The following is a 20423-nucleotide window of genomic DNA, read 5'->3' on the forward strand; positions in this document are numbered from 1 at the left end:
TCAAGCCCGGCCAGCACCCTCATCACGAAAGCTGATGACGTTGCTGACGGGCCGCCTCCAGACCCGCGTTTCATCCAGCGCCAGCGTGGGCAGGCGCGACAGGTCTTCCTCGGGCTCGGGCGCCTTGCCTTGCAGCGCGGCCACCAGCGCGGCTGACGACAGGCCCGGCAGCGCGGAAAACGTGTCGAACAGCGCCGGCGCCCCGGCGGCATCCAGCGGAATCAGCAGGGCGCGGCCGTTGGTTTCGTTCAGCCGCCACATCTGGCGGCCCCGGAATTTTGTCAGCCGCAGTTCGGCCAGATCGTCCAGGCTGATTTCACCGCCCAGCTTGGGGTGCAGGTAGCGCACCCGCGCCTCGGTCACCTCAACCAGACCGGGCGCGCCGGGGTCGATGTCGAACCGCGCGCGGCGCAGGCCAAGAATGGCCCAGCCGGCGCCAAGGCCCACGAAGGCCAGCCCGGCGAACAGCGGCAGCCAGCCGCCCTTGGCGATGGTCCACACCCCCACGGCAACCGTGGCAAGGCCGGCGGCCGGATCGACCCAGCGGCGCATCAGGCTTGTGACTTCAGGACGGATCAGGCTCATGTCGTCTCCCCGACCCGGAAAGGGCCGCGCAAAAAGGCGATGCGATACCAGCCGATCTGGGCAAAGCCGATCGCCCGGTAGGCGCGCGCCGCAGCTTCATTGTTGGCGAACAGAACCGCCTCACTCATCCCTTCCGCGCGCATCTCGGCCAGCAGGGCACGGGTCACCTCGCGCCCCAGGCCGCGACCGCGCAGCGGAGGCGGCACGAACACGCCGCCGACCTGCACCATCCGCGCCACTCGCGCATTCAGCGCCGCCATGGCCAGCGGCCCCTCGGGGCCGACCAGAAGCCGCGTGTCCGGGCCGGCGATCGCGTCCCGAACCCGGTCGGCCACCAGGGCCGCCGTCGGCCCCGGTTCGCCCGAAGCAAGCCCGGTTTCCCTGAGATACGCGTCAAACCATCCGCTGAGAAGGGTCGCGTCCCCCGGCAGGGGGCGACGCAGCGACGCGGCATCGACCGGCGCGGGCGGCAAACGGGCCAGATCCAGCCGGAACAGCGGTTCATGGTTCACCCGCCGGACCGCCGCCATCGGCAGGCGCAGCGCCCTTAGCAGCCGGTCGGTCTGCCCTGCCTCCCCCGCCGCGCCCACAATTGTGCGCCCGCGCAGCGCCAGGGCAAAATCGGCAATCGCCTCGGGCGCCCCGGTCGCCTGCGGCAGCAGCATCCCGTTCGCCGCATGGCCCAGAACGGCCCGGATCGGCCCGGTTTCCGGCCAGCGCCAATAGGTTGTGCGAAACGGATTCGGCGGCCCCGACAGGCCATGCGCCGCCAGATTGTTGCGCAGGAACATCGAGGTTGCGCTGTGGCCCGCCAGAAAGGCGTCCAGCTCCGCCTCCTCGCCCGGCACGGCCAGACGGATCACCGCCAGTCCCCGAATCGGGCCTGCCACAGCGTCAGCGCCGCCAGCGCCGCCGTTTCGGCGCGCAGGATGCGCGGGCCCAGGCTGACCGGCGTGACGAAGGGTCGCGCCGCCAGCCGGGCGCGTTCATCGTCGGAAAAGCCGCCTTCCGGGCCAATCAGTATGGCCGACGGTTCACCCGGCGATCCGGCCTCCCAGCCGCCGCCCGCCCCGGCGCGGGCCTCATCGGCCCAATAAAGCCGCCGCCCCTCAGGCCAACCCGCCAGCAGCCGGTCCAGCGGTTGCAAGTCTTCCACCACTGGCACCCAGGTCGCGCCGCATTGTTCCGCCGCCTCAACCGCATGGGCCTGCTGCTTGTCGGTGCGCAGCCGTTCCGAATTCATGTGCCGTGTTGAAACCGGCATCAGCCGGGCCGCGCCCAGTTCCACCGCCTTTTCCACGATGAAATTGGTGCGGTCCTTCTTCACCGGGCTGAACAGCAGCCACAGGTCGGACGGCACCCCCTGCGGTGCGGTCTGGTCCGCACAGACGGCAATGCCGCGCCGGCGACCGGCCTCGGCCACCTCGGCCCGCCATTCGCCATCCTGGCCGTTGAACAGATGCACCGCATCGCCCGCCCCCAGCCGCATGACGGCAAACAGATAGTTTGCCCGGGCTTCATCCAGGGCAACGGCTTGCCCCGGCCCAAGCGGCTGATCTACAAACACCCTGATCTTCGGCCCTGTCATGAGGCGACCCTATGTTTGAACCGCCCAGAACGCCAGAGGCCGCGCCCTTGGGCGCGGTGGCCGACGCCCCCCCCGACAACTGGGTCGATGTCTGGGCGCCCGAACCGCTGCGCCCCTATCTGCGCCTGTCGCGCGCCGACCGGCCCATCGGCACCTGGCTTCTCTATATCCCCTGCCTCTGGGCGGTTGCGCTGGCCGCCAATGCCGATGGCTTCCGCCTGTGGGACATCTGGCTGATTCTGTCGTCAGGCCTTGGCGCCTTTCTGATGCGCGGGGCGGGCTGCACCTGGAACGACATCACCGACCGCGACATTGATGCCGCCGTGGCCCGCACCAAAAGCCGCCCCATCCCCTCGGGGCAGGTCTCGGTGGGGCAGGCCCTGATCTGGATGGTGGTGCAGGCGCTGGTCTCGGCGCTGATCCTGTTCAGCTACAACTGGCTGTCGGTGGGCCTTGGCATCGCCTCGCTGGCGCTGGTCGCGATCTATCCTTTCGCCAAGCGGTTCACCTGGTGGCCGCAGGTCTTTCTGGGGCTGGCCTTCAACTGGGGGGCGGTGCTGATCTGGGCCGCCCATTCCGGCAGCGTGCCCTTTGCCGCGGTGCTGCTTTACGCCTCGGGCATTGCCTGGACGCTGTATTACGACACGATCTACGCCCATCAGGACAAGGAAGATGACGCGCTGATCGGCGTCAAATCCACCGCGCGCCTGTTCGGCGACAACAGCGGCGCCTGGCTGGCGGGGTTCCTGGTGCTGGCCGTGCTGCTGATGGCTGCGGCGGTGATCCTCACCATCCTGCCCTCGCGCGGGCTGCTGCCGATGATGATCGCGCTGGCGGGCGTCTGGGGCTTCGGCCTGCACATGGTCTGGCAGATGCGCCGGCTGGACCTTGACGATCCGGCCAGTTGCCGCGCCGCCTTTCTGGCCAATCGCGATGCCGGTCTGATCGCTGTGCTGTTTCTTGCCGTCGCGGCGCTGGTCTGATTGAACCCGGACCGACAAACCCCTAGGAAGCGGGGGTTGCCGCTGCCGAGTCCGTCCCTTGCCCAAGCGTCTGCTGCGCCTTTCCCCGACCGTCCTTGCCGCGCTGACCTTTGCAGCGGCCGGTGTCCTGATGCTTTGCGTGGCCTTCGGCGCCGCGCTGGTGATCGAGCGGCGCTCTGAAACCGTGATCTCGGAACGGCTGGCCGCCGCCGGAATGGGCTGGGCCAGCGTCGAAACCAACGGCTTGCAGGTGCTGCTTTCCGGCACCGCCCCGAATGAGGCCGCGCGCTTCTCGGCGCTGAACCTGGTCGGCAGCCTGATCGACAGCTCGCGCATCCGCGACGGGCTGGACGTGGCCCCCGCCAGCGCCCTGGAAGCGCCCCGCTTCTCGGTCGAGATGCTGCGCAATGACGACGGCATCCAGTTGATCGGCCTGATGCCCGAAGTGCCCGCCGACAAGGGCCTGACCGCGGAAGAGCTGGCCATCGCCGCCGCCGAACTGACGCCGGGCAGCGAACCCGCCAACATGCTGCAAGCCGCCGCCTACCCGCCCCCCGAAACCTGGGATGCCGCGCTGGATTTCGGCCTGCAGGCGTTGCAGATGCTCAAGCGGTCCAAGATCTCGGTCTCGGCCGAACTGGTCGAGGTGACGGCCATTGCCGCCAGCGCCGATGAAAAGCGCCGCTTTGAAACCCTGCTTGCCGCCCGCAAACCCGAAGGTGTGCGTCTGGTCACCGACATCTCGGCCCCGCGCCCGGTGATCACGCCCTTCACCCTGCGCTTCCTCAAGGATGCCAACGGCGCCCGGTTCGATGCCTGCTCGGCCGATACCGACCGCGCGCGCCTCCAGATCATGGCCGCCGCCCGCGAAGCCGGCCTGCCTGACGGCGCCACCTGTGTCATCGGGCTTGGCGTGCCCTCGCCCCGCTGGGGCGAGGCCGCCGCCGCCGGCATCCGAGCCGTGGCCGCCCTTGGTTCGGCCACGCTGACCTTTTCGGATGCCGACATCACCCTTGTCGCGGGCGAAGGCGTCTCGCAGGCCGATTTCGACCGTGTGGTCGGCGATCTCAGCGCCGCCCTGCCCGATGTGTTCTCGCTGGAGGCCACCCCGCCCAAGGCCGATGCCGCCACCCTTGGCCCGGCCGAATTCACCGCGAAACTGTCGGGCGAAGGCAAGGTGGAACTGCGCGGCCGTCTGGTGGACGAGGCGCAGCAGGCCGCCGTCGATGCCTTCGCAAAAGCCGAATTCGGCGCGTCCAGGGTCTATGTCGCCACCCGGCTTGACCCCGAACTTCCCAACGGCTGGCCCGTCCGCGTGCTGGCCGGGATCGAGGCGCTGGCGGAACTGCACGAAGGCAGCCTGCTGGTCCGCGCCGATCTGGTCGAGGTGAAGGGCATTACCGGATCGCAGGGGTCGCGGGCGCGGATCACGCAGATCCTGTCCTCGCGGCTGGGTCAGGGCCAGACCTTCCGGGTTGACGTGCGCTATGACGAGGCGCTGGACCCGCTGGCCGCCCTGCCCACCCCGCAGGAATGTGCAGACCGGCTTGGCGCGGTCATGGCCAGCCGCAAGATCGCCTTCACCCCCGGCTCTGCCGAAATCGCCTCGGAAGCCGGGCCGGTGATCGACGCGCTGGCCGCCATCCTGAAGGATTGCCCCGGCATCCGCATGGAGATTGCCGGCCATACCGATTCGCAAGGATCGGAAAGCGGCAACCAGGCGCTCAGCCAGGCCCGGGCCGAGGCGGTGCTGATCGCCCTGCAAGGCCGCCGGATCGACGTGTCCGGCATGGTCGCCATGGGGTATGGCGAATCCACCCCCATCGCCGACAACGGCACCGAAGAGGGGCGCGAAGCCAACCGCCGCATCGAATTCGTGCTCAAGGAACCCGGCGCCGCCGCACCCGCCGGCAACGCCAGCGCCCCGGCCGAAGCCGGCGAAGCGCCCGCCCCGGAAGCGGCGGCCGGCGGCCCTGACTTCTCGAACGACACCAGCCCCTCTGTGGCGCCCACCGAAAAGACCATCCGACCGAAACCGCGCCCCGCGCGGAATGGCTGAGGCCAAGGAAGACCCATGGACCGCACCACATTCGTCATCGCGACCGCCATCACCCTGCTGCTTTCCTTTGCGATGGGGTGGTTCGCCCATTGGATTCTGCACCGCTTCTCGCGCCAGTCGGGCGGCACCGATCTGGCCGAGATGGACCGTCTGGCCCAGTCCCTGCACGAGGCGGAAGAGGTGCGCGATCAGGCGGTGATCTATCTGGAACAGCGCGAGGGCGAATTGCTGAACCAGATCTCGCAGACCGAAGCCGAATTGCGCGCCGCGATGGATGGCCTGCGCGACGCACGCCAAGAGGCCGAGGAGATGCGCGCCTATATCGAACGGATGCACGCGAACGGCTGACATCTGGCCTTTGCCCCGGCCCGGGCGTAGCCTTTCGCGCGATTTGCCGACAGATTTGCCGACAAGGACATTGCCCATGGCCCGCCCCCGCCTTTCCGCCGCCGCGCTGGTCGCCGCAACCCTGTCATGTGCCGCCACGGCCCGGGCCGACGCCGTGTCGGACGCGCTGGATGCCGCGCAGGCCGCCTATGCGGCGGGTGACCTGACCGCCACCTCGCATGGCATCGCCGAAGCCAGCGCCGCCCTGTCCGCCCTGCAATCGGCCGAACTTCTGGCCTTGCTGCCCCCTGCCCCGGACGGCTGGACCCGGACCGAAAACACCGACATGACCGCCAGCATGATCGTGGTCGGCGGCGGGTCGGGGATCGAGGCCACCTACACCACCCCCGAAGGCGTGACCTTCACGCTGGTAATCCTGGCCGACAATCCGATGGTCACCTCGGTGAAAGAGATGTTCGCCAACGAAATGCTGGTCACCATGATGGGCGGCGCGAAACCCATCGGCGGGGCCAGCTATCTGGCGCAGGACGAACGCAGCCTGATGACACTGGTCGATGACCGGCTGATCGTGCAGGCCTCCGGCGCCCCCGTCGCGGTGATGGAGCCTGTTCTGGCCCGGATCGACCACGCCGCCCTTGCCGCCTATGGCAAATAGCGCCGCATCCGGCCAGCCGGCGCCAAGTTTGCCATCGCACTGGACCTAAACCCGGCCCCGAACTGGACAAGCGGGGGCCGGCCATGTCATCGGTCTGCGATCCGTGTTTCCTGACCCCGAGGTCTGTCATGCTCGATACCGTCACCAACCTGCGCGACCTGCTGAAAGACCCGTCGCTTCTGGCGACCAAGGCCTATGTGGCCGGCGAATGGATCGACGCCGACGATGGCACCACCTTCGCCGTGGTGAACCCCGCCCGTGGCGACGTGATCGCCGAAGTGCCGAACCTGTCGCGCGCCGAAACCGCCCGCGCCATTGCCGCGGCCCAGGTCGCGCAAAAGGAATGGGCCGCGCGCACCGCCAAGGAACGCGCGGTGATCCTGCGCAAGTGGTTCGACCTGATGATGGCCAATCAGGATGATCTTGGCATCATCCTCTGCGCCGAAATGGGCAAGCCGCTGGCCGAGGCCAAGGGCGAGATCGCCTATGGTGCCAGCTTCATCGAATGGTTCGGCGAAGAGGCCAAGCGCGTCTATGGCGAAACCATCCCCGGCCATCAGCGCGACAAGCGCCTGACGGTGATCAAGCAGCCCATCGGCGTTGTCGCCTCGATCACGCCGTGGAACTTCCCCAATGCGATGATCACCCGCAAATGCGGCCCGGCGCTGGCCGTGGGTTGCGCCTTCGTCGCCCGCCCGGCGGCGGAAACCCCGCTGTCGGCGCTGGCGCTGGCGGTTCTGGGCGAACGCGCGGGTCTGCCCAAGGGAATTCTGTCGATCATCACCTCGAAGAAATCCTCCGACATCGGCAAGGAATTCTGCGAGAACCCGATCGTCCGCAAGCTGACCTTCACCGGCAGCACCGAGGTTGGCCGCATCCTGCTGCGTCAGGCCGCCGATCAGGTGATGAAATGCAGCATGGAACTGGGCGGCAATGCGCCGTTCATCGTGTTCGACGACGCCGATCTGGATGCCGCCGTCGCCGGTGCCATGGCGTCCAAGTTCCGCAACAACGGCCAGACCTGCGTCTGCGCCAACCGCATCTATGTGCAGGCCGGCGTCTATGACGCCTTCGCCGCCAAGCTGCGCGACGCGGTGGCCAAGACCAAGGTCGGCGACGGCCTGACCGGCGACGTGCAGTTCGGCCCGCTGGTCAACCATGCCGCCGTGGAAAAGGTGCAGGAACACATCGCCGATGCCACCGCGAAGGGCGCCTCGGTCATTCTGGGCGGCAAGCCGCACGAACTGGGCGGCAACTTCTTCCAGCCCACCATCCTGACCGGCGTCACCGACCAGATGGTCGTGACCAACGAGGAAACCTTCGGCCCCGTCGCGCCCCTGTTCAAGTTCGACACCGAGGAAGAGGTGATCGCCAAGGCCAATGACACGATCTTCGGTCTGGCCTCGTATTTCTACGCCCGCGACATCGGCCGCATCACCCGCGTGCAGGAGGCGCTGGAATACGGCATCGTCGGCGTGAACACCGGCATCATCTCGACCGAGGTCGCCCCCTTCGGAGGCGTCAAGCAATCGGGCCTCGGTCGTGAGGGCAGCCATCACGGGATGGAAGATTACCTGGAAATGAAATACATTTGTCTGTCGATCTGACCGGCATCCTGTTCGAAACGGCAAGGGGCGGGTCACCGCCCCTTTGTCATGTCAGGAGAGGACCGATGTCCGAAGACTATGTTCCGCCCAAGGTCTGGACCTGGGAAAAGCCCTCGGGCGGCGCCTTCGCCTCGATCAACCGCCCCGTGGCCGGCCCCACCCATGATGCCGCGCTTCCGGTCGGCAAACACCCGCTTCAGCTTTATTCGCTGGCCACGCCGAACGGCATCAAGGCCACGATCCTGCTGGAAGAGCTGCTGGAGGCGGGCCACGATGCCGAATACGACGCCTGGCTGATCGACATCAACAAGGGCGACCAGTTCGGTTCGGGCTTCGTGGCGGTGAACCCGAATTCCAAGATCCCCGCGCTGATGGACCATTCGACCAACCCGCCGCAGCGGGTGTTCGAAAGCGCCTCGATCATGCTTTATCTGGCCGAAAAATTCGGCGGCGCCTTCATCCCGAAAGATCCCGCCGCGCGCACCGAAATGCTGTCCTGGCTGTTCTGGCAGATGGGCAGCGCCCCCTTCGTCGGCGGCGGCTTCGGCCATTTCTACGCCTATGCCCCGGTCAAGATCGAATACGCCATCAACCGCTATGCGATGGAAGCCAAGCGCCAGCTTGACGTTCTGGACCGGCATCTGGCGCAGAACGACTGGATGGCCGGCGGCGAATACACGCTGGCCGATATGGCGATCTGGTCCTGGTATGGCAGCCTGGTTCTGGGCCGCGCCTATAACGCCGCCGAATTCCTGAATGTGGAAAGCTATGCCCATGTCCTGGAATGGGCCCGGCGAATCGATGCCCGCCCCGGCGTGATCCGGGGCCGCAAGGTGAACCGCACCTGGGGCGAGCCGTCCGAACAGCTTCGCGAACGCCACTCCGCCGCCGATTTCGACAGCCTTCCCAAGGGCTGATCCCGCGAACAGCGCTGGCCAGCCCGCGACGGGCTGGCCGTAATATTTTGTAAACATTGATGTTATCGGATAGCGTCGCCGGGTTTCCCGCTAGCGGCGCAGCGTTTTTGCCTAACCTGCCGGGTCTGCCCAGATTGGCCTTGTCGCCCCGCTGCCACGGGGTCAGCCAGGAAAGGACAACCCGATGTTCACCACTGTCAAATCTGCCCGCACCGCCGCGCTGGCCGCCCTGACCGCCCTGTCGGTCGCGGCCGTGCCCGCGGCCCCCGCGCTGGCCATGGGGGACAAGGAAAAGGGCTTCGTCGCCGGTGCCCTGACCGCCGTGATCGTGGACGAACTGCTGAAACAGGGCCGCCAGGCCCGCGAACATCGCCGTGAGCCGGTCTATGGCGCACCTCCGGTCTATGCGCCCGCCCCGGTCTACAACCCCGCGCCGGTCTATGCCCCCGCGCCGGTTGCCACCACCTCGATCCATGCCACCCCGGTTGCACGGGCCTTCAACACCTATTCGCTGCGCGAACGTCAGGCGATCCAGCGCAGCCTGCGCGCCTCGGGTTACTACTCGGGGGCCATCGACGGTTCATTCGGCCCGCGCACCTATAACGCGGTCGTGGCCTATGCCCGCGATGCGGGCGCGCGCAACAACCTGCAAACCACCGGCGGCGCCTTCGCAATCTATGACGGGCTGATCTTCTGATCGGCCCTGCCCAAAGGCGGCCCTGATCTTGTTTCCCCAGCCGGGGCCGCCCGCCCCCTTTCCGACCCCATCGGAAAGGGGGCTTTTCCTTCGCCGCGTCTCAGTCTGCGGTCATGTTCCAGGTGAACCAGGTCGTGTCATGCACGGTTTCCGCATCGCGCAGCACCCCGGCAACCGCGTCCGGCGGAACCACCGCCCCGCTGCGCCGGTGCGTCCATTCCAGCCGCATCGCGCCCGTGTCCGTCGCTTGCCCGGCAAAGTCGAAACGGAAGGCCGGGTTCTCCAGATGCACCTCGGGCGGCGGGTTGAAATCGAACCCCGCACCCGTGATCCGCACCACATGATGAAACACCGCCGGCCCGCCGCTTTGCATCGGCAAGACCCGGGGCCCGGGCTGCCGGTCCGGCAGGTTTGACGCGAAATCCTCGGCCGCGAAGGGGAAATCCTGATCCAGCCCGTCCGTGCGCAACGCCAGTCTGGGCAACCAGTAGCTTTCCTCCATCACCAGCCGGTTCTGTGGCCGGTCATCGGTCATGGCAATCGGATCCCGCAGGATCAGGCCGGGATAGCGGTTCTGGTAGAACTCCAGATAATCGGTCTCGATCCGGCCGCGGGGCGAGGTGGCCCAGCGTTGCCGCATCGAATCCGCCGCCCCGCCGCGATAGACCGATGTGACGGTCAGGAACACCCCCGCAAAGGTGAAGTGATAGCTTTCCGTCACATCGGTGGACCAGGCGGTTTCCGCCGTGACCGGAATCGGCTCCAGCACCCGCTGCCCGGCCCCGGCCAGCGGCAGCGCCCAGGCATATTCGGGCGGGGCCATGGTGGCAAAATCGCCGCCCTGATGCGATCCGGTCGGGTCCACCCAATAGGCCCGGCCCTTCACCATGATCCGCACGATGGCATGGTCAAAGGCCCCCAGCATGGGCACCTCTGCCGGCAGCGCCGCGCCATTGTCGATGTCGGTCAGCGCCACCTGCGCCTCAACCCCCAGCCGCCGCAGCATCACCACCAGCAGCAGCGCCTTGTCCTTGCAATCGCCAAAGCCCGAGGTGATCACCTCTGCCGGCTTGCGCGCAACAATTCCGCCCGCCCCGATCGAAAGCGAGACATAGCGCAATTCGTCCTGCACCAGCCGCAGCGCCGCAATGGCCCGCGTCTCGGGGCCGGAATTCGCCGCCGCAATCGCGGCAACCTTCGCGTCCCATTCCGGCGTCAGCGGATAGTCGGCGCCATAGCGGGGCGTCAGCGCCGCCGACAGCGGCCCCCAGTCCGGGTCGGCGCTCAGCCGCAGATAGGCGGTCGGGTCGTCCTGCGGCGGCACCGCCTCTTCGGCACGGGGCGGCACATGGCCCAGCCGCTGCCATTCCTGGCGCACCGTGCCATCCGGTCCGGGGCCTTCGGCATGGCTCACCCGGTCCGGCAACGCGCCCAGGGTCATGGGCCAGTCCTTCGGCCAGAACACCACCGTGCGCGTCAGCACCACCGGCACATTCCATTCCATCACGGCAAAGACTGCGCGTTCCCCCGCCCCCACCATCGGCTTCATCTCGCGCAGGCTGGCGTAATCGACAATATCGCCCACCCGCAGGTCGGGCACCTGCAGATAGGCCGTCAGCGATCCGTCCAGGATCCCCTCCTCCAGCCGCTGTTCGCGGCGGAACACCTCGGGCGTCACCTTGTCGATCAAGTCGATCTCGCGCCCGTCGCGCAGGATCTTCAGCCGGGTCAGCGTCATGCGGTCAAAGGCCGGGTCATAGTCGAAGCTGATCGTCGCCGCCTCTTCCAGCCCGGCCCGGTCGGTGACCTGCATCACCGTGCGGGCATAGGAATGGCGCTCCTCGCCCACGAACATGACCTGATAGTCGCTGAGGATGTAATGCACCCCGTCCTGCGCCTCGGCTTTCAGACGGGCATCGTCGGCCGGCAGGGGCAGGTCTTCCACCCAGTCCGGCTCGGGGCCAAGGGCAAAGCCCTGTGCCCAGGCGGGCGCCGCAAGGCACAGAAACAGGGCAAACCTCAACAGGTGCAACATGGCGCTCTCCGCAATCGCACGAACCCTAGGTCACGCCTCGGGGCCGGGCAAGCGCCGCCCCCAAGGATTGCGGCCCGGCCCGCGTCCAATTAGCGTCATGCTGATGGATACGCCCGATGAAACCCTGGCCCAAGCCGCCAATGGCGGCGACCGCGCGGCCTTTGCCACGCTGGTCGGCCGGCATTACGACCGAATCCTGGGCCTTGCCTTCCGCCTGACCGGCAACCGGACCGAGGCCGAGGATCTGGCGCAGGACATCTGCGCCGCCCTGCCCGCCAAGCTGCGCCAGTTCCGCGCCGAGGCGCGGTTCACCACCTGGCTTTACCGCATCGTGGTGAATGCCACCCATGACCTGCGGCGCCGTCAGGCCACCCGGGCCCGGGCCGCCGATGGCTGGGGCGATTGGGAAATCGCCCGCCAGGACGAAATCGCCACCGAGCGTGAGGCGCAGGACTGGCTGGCCGCCGCCATGGCCCGCCTGTCGCCCGAACTGCGCGACACGGTGGCGCTGGTGCTGGGCGAAGAGATGACCCAGGCCGAGGCCGGCGCGGTTCTGGGGGTCAGCGAAGGCACCATCGCCTGGCGCATGTCCGAGGTGAAGAAACGGCTGCGTGCGATGGCCGCGGAGGAAGCGAAATGACCGACGACCGCGATCCGCTTGACCTGTTGAAAGCTGGCCTGAAGGCCGCCCCGCCACCGCCCGATCCGGCGGCCCGCGCCCGCGCGCTGGCGCTGGCCATGGAAAATTTCGACCGGCTCCAAGATTCGACCGAAGCCGCACGTCCCAAGGAAGACCGCCCCCCGCAGGCGGGTTTCCTGAACGGAGTGCGTTCCATGCTGAACTTCCTGACCACCCGCCCCGCCCTTGCCGCCACCACCTCGGTCGCGGCGCTGATCGTGGGCGTGGCCGTGCTGTTGCCGGTCGCGCAGAAACTGCCCGTGGCCCCCGGCCAGCCCCCGCTGGCAACCCCCGCCGCCGCGCCGCAACCGCCGCTGCCCGAAGCCTCGTCCCTGGCGCAGGCCGCGCCGCCTGCCCCCGACACCCCAGTCGCGACCGGCACGGTCGAGGTGCCCTATCCCGCCCCTGCCGAAGCCGCGCCCAAGGTTGTCGTGGACATGCCTGAGGCCGAAGCCGCCGCCCCGGCGGCCGATGCGACGCTGGACTATCTGGCCGAAGCCTCCCCCCGCCTGCGCCGCGAGGCCCCCGCAGGCGGCGCAGAAATCTTGCCGGAAGTGGTGGCCGCCCCCTCGGTCGAACCGATGGCCCTGCCCCAGCTTGACCCGAACACCGAAGCCTATGCCACTGCCGAGGCGAACCCCGTCAAGGTCACGGCGGAAGAGCCGGTTTCCACCTTCTCGACCGATGTCGATACCGCCTCCTACGCGCTGGTGCGGTCCACCCTGAACCTTGGGGTGATGCCGACCCCCGATCAGGTGCGCGTCGAGGAAATGGTCAACTACTTCCCCTACGCCTACCCCGCGCCCGAGGCGGGGCAGGCCTTCCGCACCACCGTTTCCGTGATGCCGACGCCGTGGAACGAAGGCACCCGTCTGGTCACCATCGGGCTGCAGGGCGCCCTGCCCGCCATTGCCGACCGTCCGCCGCTGAACCTTGTCTTCCTGATCGACACTTCCGGTTCGATGGAAGACCCCATGAAGCTGGGCCTGCTGAAACAGTCGCTGGCGCTGATGCTGCCCGAACTGCGCCCCGACGATCAGGTCGCGCTGGTGGCCTATGCCGGGTCGGCCGGCGAAGTGCTGCCGCCCACGCGCGCGGCAGAGAAGGACAAGATCCTGGCCGCGCTGGACAGCCTGGCCGCCGGCGGCTCGACCGCGGGGGCAGAGGGCATCGAACTGGCCTACAAGGTGGCCGCCGGCATGACGGCGCAAGGTGAGGTCAGCCGCGTGCTGCTGGCAACCGACGGCGATTTCAACGTCGGCCTGTCCGACCCCGCCGCGCTGGAAACCTTCATCGCCCGCAAGCGTGACGAAGGCATCTATCTTTCCGTCCTTGGCTTCGGCCGCGGCAATCTGGACGATGCCACGATGCAGGCGCTGGCCCAGAACGGCAACGGAACCGCCTCCTACATCGACACCCTGGCCGAAGCGCGAAAAGTGCTGGTCGACCAGCTCAGCGGGGCCCTTTTCCCCATTGCAGATGATGTGAAAGTGCAAGTCGAATGGAACCCGGCGCAGGTCGCCGAATACCGGCTGATCGGCTATGAGACCCGCGCCCTGAAGCGCGAGGACTTCAACAACGACAAGGTGGACGCCGGCGAGATCGGCGCCGGGTTGCAGGTGACGGCGATCTACGAAATCACCGCGCCCGGATCGAAGGCACTGAAGAACGATCCGCTTCGCTATGGCGCGGCCCCGGCAGCGGACGGCACGGCCGATGAACTGGGCTTCCTGCGCCTGCGCTGGAAAGCCCCCGGCGCAAGCGAAAGCCAACTGACCGAAACCGCGATCACCGGCCGGGAACAGGCCACCGACGACACCCGCTTTGCCGCCGCCATCGCCGGCTTCGGCCAGATCCTGCAGGATTCGGTCTATCTGGGTGATTGGGGCTGGGATCAGGCCATCGCGCTGGCCCTGGACGCGCGCGGCGACGATCCCTTCGGCTACCGGATCGAGGCGGTCAACCTGATGCGCCTTGCCCAAAGCCTGGACCGCTGATCCGGGCCGGGCAGGCCACAAGACAAAGGGCGCGCCGGTCCCCCGGCGCGCCCTCCAATCCTTGATGGCGTGAACCTCAGTTCACCGTTTCAACCTTGGCCTCAAGCGCCGGGGTCGTGGCGCCATCGGCACGGGCAATCTCGATCCGGCGCGGCTTCATCGCCTCGGGCACTTCGCGCACCAGGTCGATGTGCAGCATGCCATGCTCATGCACGGCGCCGGTCACGCGCACATGATCGGCCAGCGCGAAGCGGCGTTCAAAGGCCCGGGTGGCGATGCCACGGTGCAGGAAGCTGCGCTCGGCCTCGTCCGTGGCCTTGCGGGCGGTCACGTTCACGCTGCCATCCTTCACCTCGACCGACAGTTCGTCGGGGGTGAAGCCGGCCACCGCGATCGAGATCCGATAGGAATTCTCGGCGGTCTTTTCGATGTTGTAGGGCGGATAGGCGGGCGGGGTCAGGTCGGAACTCAGAACCCGGTCCATCAGGTCGGCCACACGGTCGAAACCAACGGTGGCACGGTAAAGCGGGGCGAAGTCGAAGCTGCGCATGATCATCCTCCGAAAAGCGATGCGTCGTTCATGTTGCCCGCCCCATCATGGGGCCGGGCGGTTGCGCCAGACCCGTCATGGCGTCCGGCATCAGATCATTTGGGAACGCCCCCTGCCGCCGTCAAGACCCCCCTCACGGCCGCCGTCAGGGCGACAGGAACTTCGCCCCCGCCGCCGCATCGCCGCCCGAAATCACCCGCACCCCCGGCGTCGCCTTCGGCGCGTCCTCCGCCTCCATTTCGGCCCGCAGCAGCGCCAGCGGCGCATCCAGCGGCACGGCCAGCGCCACCTTGCGGCCCTCCATCTCGGCCTTGGCGGAAATCACCGAAACCACCTTCTGCACCCCGTCGCGCAGCGCGAAGACCGGCGCCCCCGACGACCCGAAGTCGATGTCGCAACTCAGCACCATGGCCTCGCGGAACTGGGTCAGCACCGTGCAGCCCTGCTGGATCGACGGTATCTCGGCCCGGTCCTTGGCATAGGACACCACGCTGACCCGGTCGCCGCTGCCCGGCTGCGCCGCCGTGGCAAAGGGCTGCAACTGCGGCAACAGGATCGGCTGGTCCAGCTCCAGCAGCGCCAGATCGTCGGCCACCCGGCTTAGGTCTTCCTGCGCCGAATAGGCATAGCCGGGATGGGTCAGCGACCGGCGCACCCCGCGATAGGCCTCGGCCCGACCATTGCGCCAACCGGCCTGAAAGGTGATGTCGCCATCCGCCATCCGGCTGCCGCTGGTCTTGTCATACAGGCAATGCGCCGCCGTCAGCACCAGTTGCGGCCCGATCAGCGCGCCGGTGCAGAAGGCATGGTCCCCCAGCGTCAGCTTGCCCACCGCCTGCCAGCCCTTGACCGCATCGCCGGTGGTCAGCGCCACCAGCCCGCTGTCCTGCGCCGCAACGGGCAGGGCAAGGCACAGGCCAAGACCAAGAAACCAGCGTTTCACCATGCCACACACCCTTGCCTGCCCCGGCACCGAAGTCCGGCCTAGGCCGCAATTCGGGCCGTTTTGCGGCGCCTCGGTCAAGCGAAATCCGCGGTCTCAGCCCGGCCCCAGCGCACGCGGGCGCGGCCCGCCGGTCGCCCAGTCCAGCAGTTCCACCGTATGCACCACCGGCACCGCCGTGCCCGACCCGATCTGCGTGATGCAGCCGATATTGCCTGCCGCAATGATGTCGGGCTTGCGCGCTTCCAGCGTGGCGACCTTGCGCGCCTTCAACTGGCCGCTGATCTCGGGCTGCAACAGGTTGTAGGTGCCGGCGCTGCCGCAGCACAGATGGCTGTCCGCCGGCTCCACCACCTCGAACCCCGCGCGTTTCAGCAGGTCTTTCGGCGCGGTCCTGATCTGCTGGCCGTGCTGCAACGAACAGGCCGAATGATAGGCGACCCGCACCCCCTTCGGCGCGCCTTCCGGCAGGCCCAGCCGGACCAGCACCTCGCTCACATCCGCCGCCAGCCCCGCCACCAGCGCCGCATCAGCGGCAAGCGCCGGATCGGTGCGGAACATGTGGCCATAGTCCTTGACCGTGGTGCCGCAGCCGCTGGTGTTGATGACAATGGCATCCAGCCCCCCGCCCCGGTACTCGGCCGCCCAGGTCCGGATGTTCGCCGCCGCGCTGGCATGGGCCCGCGCCTCCTGCCCCATGTGATGGGTCAGCGCCCCGCAGCAGCCCGCGCCCTGCGCCACCACCACCTCGCAGCCCAGCCGCCGCAGCAGGCGGATTGTGGCCTCGTTGATGTCCGGGTCCAGCGCTTTTTGCGCGCAGCCGGTCAACAGCGCCACCCGCATCCGCCGCGCAGCCGTGGCCGCAAACACCTGCGGCCGGTCGCTGTCACTCGCCGGCGGCACCCGCTTCGGCGCCAGCGCCAGCATGGCCCGCAACCGCGCATCCGGCATCAGCCGGGCAAAGGGCCGCGCCAGCACCGCCCCCCGCAGCATCAGCCGCAACCGCCCCGGATAGGGCAGCACCCGCGCCAACAACCCGCGCAGCAGCCGGTCCATCAGCGGCCGGCGATAGGTCTTTTCGACATGGGCGCGGGCGTGGTCGATCAGGTGCATGTAATGCACCCCCGACGGGCAGGTCGTCATGCAAGACAGGCAGGACAGGCAGCGGTCGATATGGCGCACCGTCTTTTCATCGGCGGGCCGGTCGTTTTCCAGCATGTCCTTGATCAGGTAGATCCGCCCCCGCGGGCTGTCCAGCTCGTCCCCCAGCACCTGATAGGTCGGGCAGGTGGCCGTGCAGAACCCGCAATGCACACAGGTCCGCAGGATCTCGTTCGCCCGCGCGATGGCGGGGTCGGCCAGTTGCGCCTCGGTGAAAGTCGTCTGCATCAGCCAAGGCTCCCCGGATTCAGAATCCCGCGCGGGTCGAACTGCGCCTTCAGCCCCGCCTGCAAGGCCGCCACCTCGGGCGATACCGGCGGCAGCACCGGGCTGCTCTCCTCGCCGCGCAGCCGCGTTGCATGGCCCCGCGCCCCAAGGGCCGACCGGATCAGCGCCCCCTGCCCCTCGGGGCAGGCCAGCCACAAGAGCCCGCCGCCCCAGTCCCACAGCGCCTCATGCGGCACCCGGGCGGCGGCCAGCGCCTGCGGCACCGCCAGCGCCTCTCCTGGCACGCAGGAAATCCGCCATAGCGCCCCCGGCTTGCCGGCAAAGGCCGCAACATCCCGCACCCCCTGCCAGATCGCGGCGCTTTCCGCCGCCTCGGCCAGCCGCCAGTCCCCCGCGATCCGCGCGCGCACCTGCCCCGCCCGATAGGCGACGGATCCCGCCATCCCCTCGACCCGGATCAGCACCTGCCCGCCCGCATAGGCCGCCCCCGACACATCGAACGGCGACCCAAGCGCCGACCGCAGCGCCGCCAGCCCCGCCTCGGGCGAAAACCCCTCGCCCACCAGCGTCGTCTCGGCCTCGGGCACGGCCTGCACCTTGAAGGCCACCTCGGTCAGCACGCCAAGGCTGCCGCGCGACCCCGCCAGCAGCTTCACCAGATCATAGCCGGTGACGTTCTTCATCACCCGCCCGCCATTCGCGATCACCGCCCCCGTGCCATCCACACAGCGCAGCCCCAGCATCGCATCGCGGGCCGCCCCCGCCTGCACCCGGCGCGGGCCGCTGGCATTCTCGGCCGCCACGCCGCCCAGCGTCGACACGCCCGTCCGCCCCAGCAGCGCCCGCAGGTCGGGCGGCTCGAAGGCCAGCCGCTGCCGCTCGGCCGCCAGCACCGCCTGCACCTCGGCCAAGGGCGTGCCGGCCCCCGCCACCAGCGTCAGCGCGCCCGGCTCATAAAGCCGCACGCCCGACAGGCCGCCCGTCTCCAGCACCGCGCCCGCCACAGCCTGGCCCCGCGTGCCACCGCCCCGCACCGCGACCGGCGCGGTCGCCGCCCGGATTGCCTCTGCCAGTTCCGCCTCAGTGCAAGGCCGCATCATCCACTCATTTTCTGTCTGAAAATATCCTCGGGGGTCCGGGGGCAGACGGCCCCCGGCGCTGTCATCCCGCGCGCCGTCCGGCCGAAACCGCCAGCGGAAACACCTTCGCCGGGTTCAGCAGCCATTTCGGATCGAACACGTCCTTCACCCGCATCTGCGCCTCCAGATCGGCGGGCCGGTACTGCACCCCCATCAGGTCGCGCTTCTCGATCCCCACGCCATGTTCGCCGGTCAGACAACCGCCCACCTCGACACACAGTTTCAGGATCTCCGCCCCCAGGGCCTCGCACCGCTCCTGATCGCCGGGCTTGTTGGCGTTGTACAGGATCAGCGGGTGCATGTTGCCGTCGCCGGCGTGGAACACATTGGCCACCTCCAGCCCGAAGTCCGCCGCAAGTTCGCCGATCCGGCGCAGCACCTGCGGCAGGGTCGAAACCGGAATCGTCCCGTCCAGACACATGTAATCGTTGATCTGCCCCATGGCGCCAAAGGCCGACTTGCGGCCCAGCCAGATGCGCTTGGCATGGGCCTCATCCGTTGCCTGTTCCAGCGCCACCGGGTCATGCCGCCGGGCAATGGCGGTGATCGCGGCAAGCTGCTCGTCAATCTCGGCCGGGCTGCCCTCGACCTCGACGATCAGCAGCGCCTCGCAATCGGGGTAGCCCGCCTTGGCAAAGGCCTCGCAAGCGCGGATGCAGGGGCGGTCCATGAACTCGATCGCCACCGGCAACAGGCCCGCCTTGATGATGTCGGCCACGCAGGCCCCGGCCACCTCGTTCGACGAAAACCCCATCAGCACCGGCCGCGCACCCTCGGGCTTGGGCAGGATGCGCAGGGTGGCCTCGGTCACCACGCCCAACTGCCCCTCGGACCCGCAGACCACCCCCAGCAGATCCAGCCCCGGCGCATCCATCCAGGGCCCGCCGATTTCAACCACGGTGCCGTCCATCTTCACCAGCGTGACGCCCAGCAGGTTGTTCGTCGTCACCCCGTATTTCAGGCAATGCGCCCCGCCGGAATTCATCGCGATATTGCCGCCGATGGCACAGGCCAACTGGCTTGAAGGATCGGGGGCATAGAAGAACCCCTCCGCCTCGACCGCGCCGGTCACCGACAGGTTGGTCCGCCCGGCCTGCACCCGGATGAAGCGGTTGTCGTAATCGGTTTCCAGAACGCCGTTCATCCGGGCAATGCCCAGCACCACCGCATCCGCCGTCGGCATGGAACCCCCGGCCAGCGAGGTTCCCGCCCCGCGCGGCACCACGGGCACGCCTTCCTCCCAGCAGACCCGCAGCGCCGCCGCGACCTCGGCCGTCGTGCGCGGCAGCACCACCGCCAGCGGCTGCATCCGATAGGCCGACAGGGCGTCGCACTCATAGGCCCGCGTCTCGGCCGGATCGTCGATCACCGCATCGCGCGGCAGCACGGCGCGCAGCCGCGCCACGATGGCAGGTTTCCGCGACAGGATCGCGGCATCAGGAACCGGCACGTCCATCGGCGATCCTCCCCATATTGGTCAAGAAATATAACCAATTTTACGCCTGAGCAAGCTGCAAGCACTGGCGTTCCCGCAAGCAAGGGCGTTAAATGTGCAAATCATGCTGTCAAACCTTCCCCTTGTCCTGAGTCTGCCGGACATGGCCGCGCTGATCGGCCTGTTCGTCGTCTGGTTCGCCTGCGTCTGGATCATCGAAAACCCTCCGGCGCGGCACCCTTCGGTCTCGGTGCTGATGAAAACCTACAGGCATGACTGGATGCGCACCTTCGTCACCCGCAGCCCGCGCATCTTTGACGGCACGCTGATCGATTCGCTGCGCCAGGGCACGGCCTTCTTCGCCTCGGCCTCGCTGATCGCCATCGGCGGCGGGGTGGCGCTGATCGGCAATGCCTCGACCGTGGAACGGCTGGCGCAGGATCTGCCGCTAGATACCGTCACCGTCGACCTTGCGCTCAAGCTGCTGGTCCCGGTCGCCATCCTGTCGAATGCGCTCCTCAAGTTCATCTGGGCGCACCGGCTGTTCGGCTATTGCTCGATCATGATGGCCGCAGTCCCGAACGACCCCGCCGATCCGCTGGCCTTCCGCCGGGCGGAACAGGCGGCCAAGATCAACGTCACCGCCGCCCGCAGCTTCAACCGCGGGCTGGAATCGATCAATTTCGCGCTGGCCTCGGCGGGCTGGCTGCTGGGGCCGGGCGGGCTGGTGCTGACCACGGTCGTCGCCGCGCTTGTCACCCTGCGGCGGGAATTCTGGTCACATTCCCGGCTGGTCATCCTCGACAAGACCGACTGA

The 20423-nt window shown here is 68.2% G+C and carries 19 protein-coding genes; 10 read left to right on the forward strand and 9 right to left on the reverse strand.

Going from position 1 to position 20423, the window contains the following annotated elements; translation table 11 throughout:
• Genes C5F44_RS11600 through C5F44_RS11610 form a run of 3 tightly spaced genes read right to left on the reverse strand, consistent with a single transcriptional unit; the run spans position 1 to position 2173 of the window.
• Positions 1 to 585 (reverse strand): hypothetical protein, encoded by a 585-nt coding sequence (locus tag C5F44_RS11600; RefSeq protein ID WP_107673701.1) that lies wholly within the window; start codon positions 583 to 585, stop codon positions 1 to 3.
• A complete protein-coding gene (locus C5F44_RS11605; protein WP_107673702.1) occupies positions 582 to 1448 on the reverse strand; it encodes a GNAT family N-acetyltransferase in 867 nt (288 codons plus the stop codon). The genes C5F44_RS11600 and C5F44_RS11605 overlap by 4 nt, the downstream gene beginning before the upstream one ends.
• The gene (locus C5F44_RS11610) at positions 1445 to 2173 is read right to left on the reverse strand and encodes a 16S rRNA (uracil(1498)-N(3))-methyltransferase (RefSeq protein ID WP_107673703.1); all 729 of its coding nucleotides are present in this window, start codon (positions 2171 to 2173) and stop codon (positions 1445 to 1447) included. The genes C5F44_RS11605 and C5F44_RS11610 overlap by 4 nt, the downstream gene beginning before the upstream one ends.
• Before the next feature lie 11 nt (positions 2174 to 2184).
• Here C5F44_RS11610 and ubiA point away from each other — a divergent pair, with 11 nt between their 5' ends.
• The 7 genes from ubiA to C5F44_RS11645 all read left to right on the forward strand — a co-directional run bounded on the left by ubiA (position 2185) and on the right by C5F44_RS11645 (position 9439).
• Positions 2185 to 3156, forward strand: coding sequence for a 4-hydroxybenzoate octaprenyltransferase (ubiA, locus tag C5F44_RS11615; RefSeq protein ID WP_107673704.1), 972 nt, complete (start codon positions 2185 to 2187; stop codon positions 3154 to 3156).
• A 58-nt stretch (positions 3157 to 3214) separates the two neighbouring features.
• On the forward strand, positions 3215 to 5215 hold the full coding sequence (locus tag C5F44_RS11620) for an OmpA family protein (protein WP_235822616.1): 2001 nt from the start codon (positions 3215 to 3217) through the stop codon (positions 5213 to 5215).
• Positions 5216 to 5230: 15 nt separating this feature from the next.
• Positions 5231 to 5563 (forward strand): hypothetical protein, encoded by a 333-nt coding sequence (locus tag C5F44_RS11625; protein ID WP_107673705.1) that lies wholly within the window; start codon positions 5231 to 5233, stop codon positions 5561 to 5563.
• Between the two features lie 76 nt (positions 5564 to 5639).
• Positions 5640 to 6218, forward strand: coding sequence for a hypothetical protein (locus tag C5F44_RS11630; protein ID WP_107673706.1), 579 nt, complete (start codon positions 5640 to 5642; stop codon positions 6216 to 6218).
• 128 nt (positions 6219 to 6346) lie between these two features.
• Entirely contained in the window at positions 6347 to 7825 is a 1479-nt protein-coding gene (locus C5F44_RS11635) for an NAD-dependent succinate-semialdehyde dehydrogenase (protein ID WP_107673707.1), read from the forward strand.
• A gap of 65 nt (positions 7826 to 7890) precedes the next feature.
• Positions 7891 to 8742 carry a glutathione-dependent disulfide-bond oxidoreductase gene (yghU, locus tag C5F44_RS11640; RefSeq protein WP_107673708.1) on the forward strand — a complete coding sequence of 284 codons (852 nt, stop codon included), beginning with the start codon at positions 7891 to 7893 and terminating at the stop codon, positions 8740 to 8742.
• Between the two features lie 184 nt (positions 8743 to 8926).
• Positions 8927 to 9439 (forward strand): peptidoglycan-binding domain-containing protein, encoded by a 513-nt coding sequence (locus tag C5F44_RS11645; RefSeq protein WP_107673709.1) that lies wholly within the window; start codon positions 8927 to 8929, stop codon positions 9437 to 9439.
• Between the two features lie 100 nt (positions 9440 to 9539).
• Here C5F44_RS11645 and C5F44_RS11650 read toward each other — a convergent pair whose 3' ends face one another.
• Positions 9540 to 11474 (reverse strand): DUF3857 domain-containing protein, encoded by a 1935-nt coding sequence (locus tag C5F44_RS11650; protein WP_107673710.1) that lies wholly within the window; start codon positions 11472 to 11474, stop codon positions 9540 to 9542.
• Positions 11475 to 11577: 103 nt separating this feature from the next.
• On the opposite strand from C5F44_RS11650, the gene C5F44_RS11655 reads away from it, so the two are divergent.
• Both C5F44_RS11655 and C5F44_RS11660 read left to right on the forward strand, forming a co-directional pair.
• Complete coding sequence (locus C5F44_RS11655) at positions 11578 to 12114, forward strand: RNA polymerase sigma factor (protein ID WP_107673763.1); 537 nt, start codon at positions 11578 to 11580, stop codon at positions 12112 to 12114.
• Positions 12111 to 14150: a vWA domain-containing protein gene (locus tag C5F44_RS11660; RefSeq protein WP_107673711.1), complete on the forward strand. Its 2040-nt coding sequence runs from the start codon at positions 12111 to 12113 to the stop codon at positions 14148 to 14150. Before C5F44_RS11655 ends, C5F44_RS11660 begins: the two co-directional genes overlap by 4 nt.
• 76 nt (positions 14151 to 14226) lie before the next feature.
• Here the strand turns inward: C5F44_RS11660 and C5F44_RS11665 are convergent, their stop codons facing one another.
• The 5 genes from C5F44_RS11665 to C5F44_RS11685 form a co-directional block, all read right to left on the reverse strand.
• Entirely contained in the window at positions 14227 to 14700 is a 474-nt protein-coding gene (locus tag C5F44_RS11665) for an Hsp20 family protein (protein ID WP_107673764.1), read from the reverse strand.
• Between the two features lie 145 nt (positions 14701 to 14845).
• Entirely contained in the window at positions 14846 to 15646 is an 801-nt protein-coding gene (locus tag C5F44_RS11670; RefSeq protein WP_107673712.1) for a trypsin-like serine peptidase, read from the reverse strand.
• 93 nt (positions 15647 to 15739) lie between these two features.
• Positions 15740 to 17032 (reverse strand): glycolate oxidase subunit GlcF, encoded by a 1293-nt coding sequence (glcF, locus tag C5F44_RS11675; RefSeq protein ID WP_107673713.1) that lies wholly within the window; start codon positions 17030 to 17032, stop codon positions 15740 to 15742.
• Complete coding sequence (locus C5F44_RS11680; protein WP_107673765.1) at positions 17032 to 18129, reverse strand: FAD-binding protein; 1098 nt, start codon at positions 18127 to 18129, stop codon at positions 17032 to 17034. The genes glcF and C5F44_RS11680 overlap by 1 nt, the downstream gene beginning before the upstream one ends.
• 64 nt (positions 18130 to 18193) lie before the next feature.
• The gene (locus C5F44_RS11685; RefSeq protein WP_107673714.1) at positions 18194 to 19627 is read right to left on the reverse strand and encodes an FAD-linked oxidase C-terminal domain-containing protein; all 1434 of its coding nucleotides are present in this window, start codon (positions 19625 to 19627) and stop codon (positions 18194 to 18196) included.
• Positions 19628 to 19769: 142 nt separating this feature from the next.
• Here C5F44_RS11685 and C5F44_RS11690 point away from each other — a divergent pair, with 142 nt between their 5' ends.
• Positions 19770 to 20423 carry a DUF599 domain-containing protein gene (locus tag C5F44_RS11690; protein WP_235822617.1) on the forward strand — a complete coding sequence of 218 codons (654 nt, stop codon included), beginning with the start codon at positions 19770 to 19772 and terminating at the stop codon, positions 20421 to 20423.

Source organism: Fuscovulum blasticum DSM 2131, assembly GCF_003034965.1.
GTDB classification, from domain to species: Bacteria; Pseudomonadota; Alphaproteobacteria; order Rhodobacterales; family Rhodobacteraceae; genus Pseudogemmobacter; species Pseudogemmobacter blasticus.